Source organism: Rhodococcus sp. EPR-147 (assembly GCF_001647185.1).
In the GTDB taxonomy this organism is placed as follows: Bacteria; Actinomycetota; Actinomycetes; order Mycobacteriales; family Mycobacteriaceae; genus Rhodococcoides.
This window is the reverse complement of record NZ_LVCU01000049.1, coordinates 1-1,118: the sequence shown is the minus strand read 5'-3', so window position 1 is coordinate 1,118 and position 1,118 is coordinate 1. Positions and strand designations below refer to the sequence as shown.

The following is a 1,118-nucleotide window of genomic DNA, read 5'->3' as shown; positions in this document are numbered from 1 at the left end:
ACGGCGACCCCGTCGAGGTCACCGGAACGCGCATCGACCTCTCGGCCGCGGACGGCGACCTGTACGACTGGGCCATCGACTGGCCGACGTGGGAGTCGATGGGAGCGGCGTAGCCGCAGGTGAGCGAAAACTCGTAGCAGGGGTCGAGTTTCCGCTCACGTGCGGCGAAGCCGCTACGTGCGGGAGAAGCGCCCCGGACCGGCCTGGTCACGTGGCTTGATGATGATCTGGTCCAGGTTGACGTGCGAGGGACGCGAGGCCACGAAGCCGATCACCTCGGCGATGTCGCTCGCCACCAGCGGTGTGATGCCCTGGTAGACGGCATCGGCCTTGGCCGCGTCGCCGTCGAACCGGACGAGGGAGAACTCGGTTTCCACGGCACCCGGCGCAACCTCGGTCAAGCGAACCGGCTTGCCCAGCAGCTCTCCGCGAAGCGTCCGATGCAGCACTGCCTGAGCGTGTTTGGCCGAGGTGTAGCCCGAACCGTTGTCGTAGGCCTCGAACGCCGCAACGGATGTGATGGTGACGATCAGGCCGTCACCGGAGTCGATCAGCTTGGGCAGCAACGACTTCGTCACCCGCAATGTACCGAGCACGTTGGTCTCCCACATCCAGCGCCAATCGTCGAGGTCGGCGTCTATCACCGGGGCCAAGCCCTTGGCGCCGCCGGCATTGTTGATCAGCACGTCGACGCGGGGAATGACCGCGGTGAACGCCGCGACCGAATCCTCGTCCGTCACATCGAGTTCGAGGGCAGTACCACCGATCTCCGACGCCAACTCCTCGAGCCGGTCGAGGCGGCGGGCTCCGATCACGACGTGGAATCCGTCGGCGGCGAGTTGGCGGGCGGTGGCCGCGCCGATGCCGGAGCTCGCTCCGGTGACGACGGCGATTCGGGCATCGGGGGAAATGTGTTCGGACGAGGTCATGGCCAAATTCTATGCCCGGCGTACCCCGTGCTTTCCGATGCCCGATTGGACACCGGACGCGAGGGTGCTAATTTTGGACCCATGTCCGCCAGTGAGACCACCGCGATGCGGGTCACCTATGTGACCGCGTCCCTCGGTTCTCGCTTGCCGCTTCCTCGGGAACTGTGTTGTCCCGGCCAAGGAATCTGT

Annotated in this window: 1 protein-coding gene; it reads right to left on the bottom strand. The window is 65.7% G+C overall.

Going from position 1 to position 1,118, the window contains the following annotated elements; genetic code table 11:
* Nucleotides 1-173: 173 nt before the first annotated feature.
* Nucleotides 174-929: an SDR family NAD(P)-dependent oxidoreductase gene (locus tag A2J02_RS02070; protein ID WP_068046115.1), complete on the bottom strand. Its 756-nt coding sequence runs from the start codon at nucleotides 927-929 to the stop codon at nucleotides 174-176.
* Nucleotides 930-1,118 lie beyond the last annotated feature (189 nt).

What these genes read in the sequence shown, in the direction of transcription:
- A2J02_RS02070 (WP_068046115.1), bottom strand. Translation starts at nt 929, where the DNA reads ATGACCTCGTCCGAACACATTTCCCCCGATGCCCGAATCGCCGTCGTC.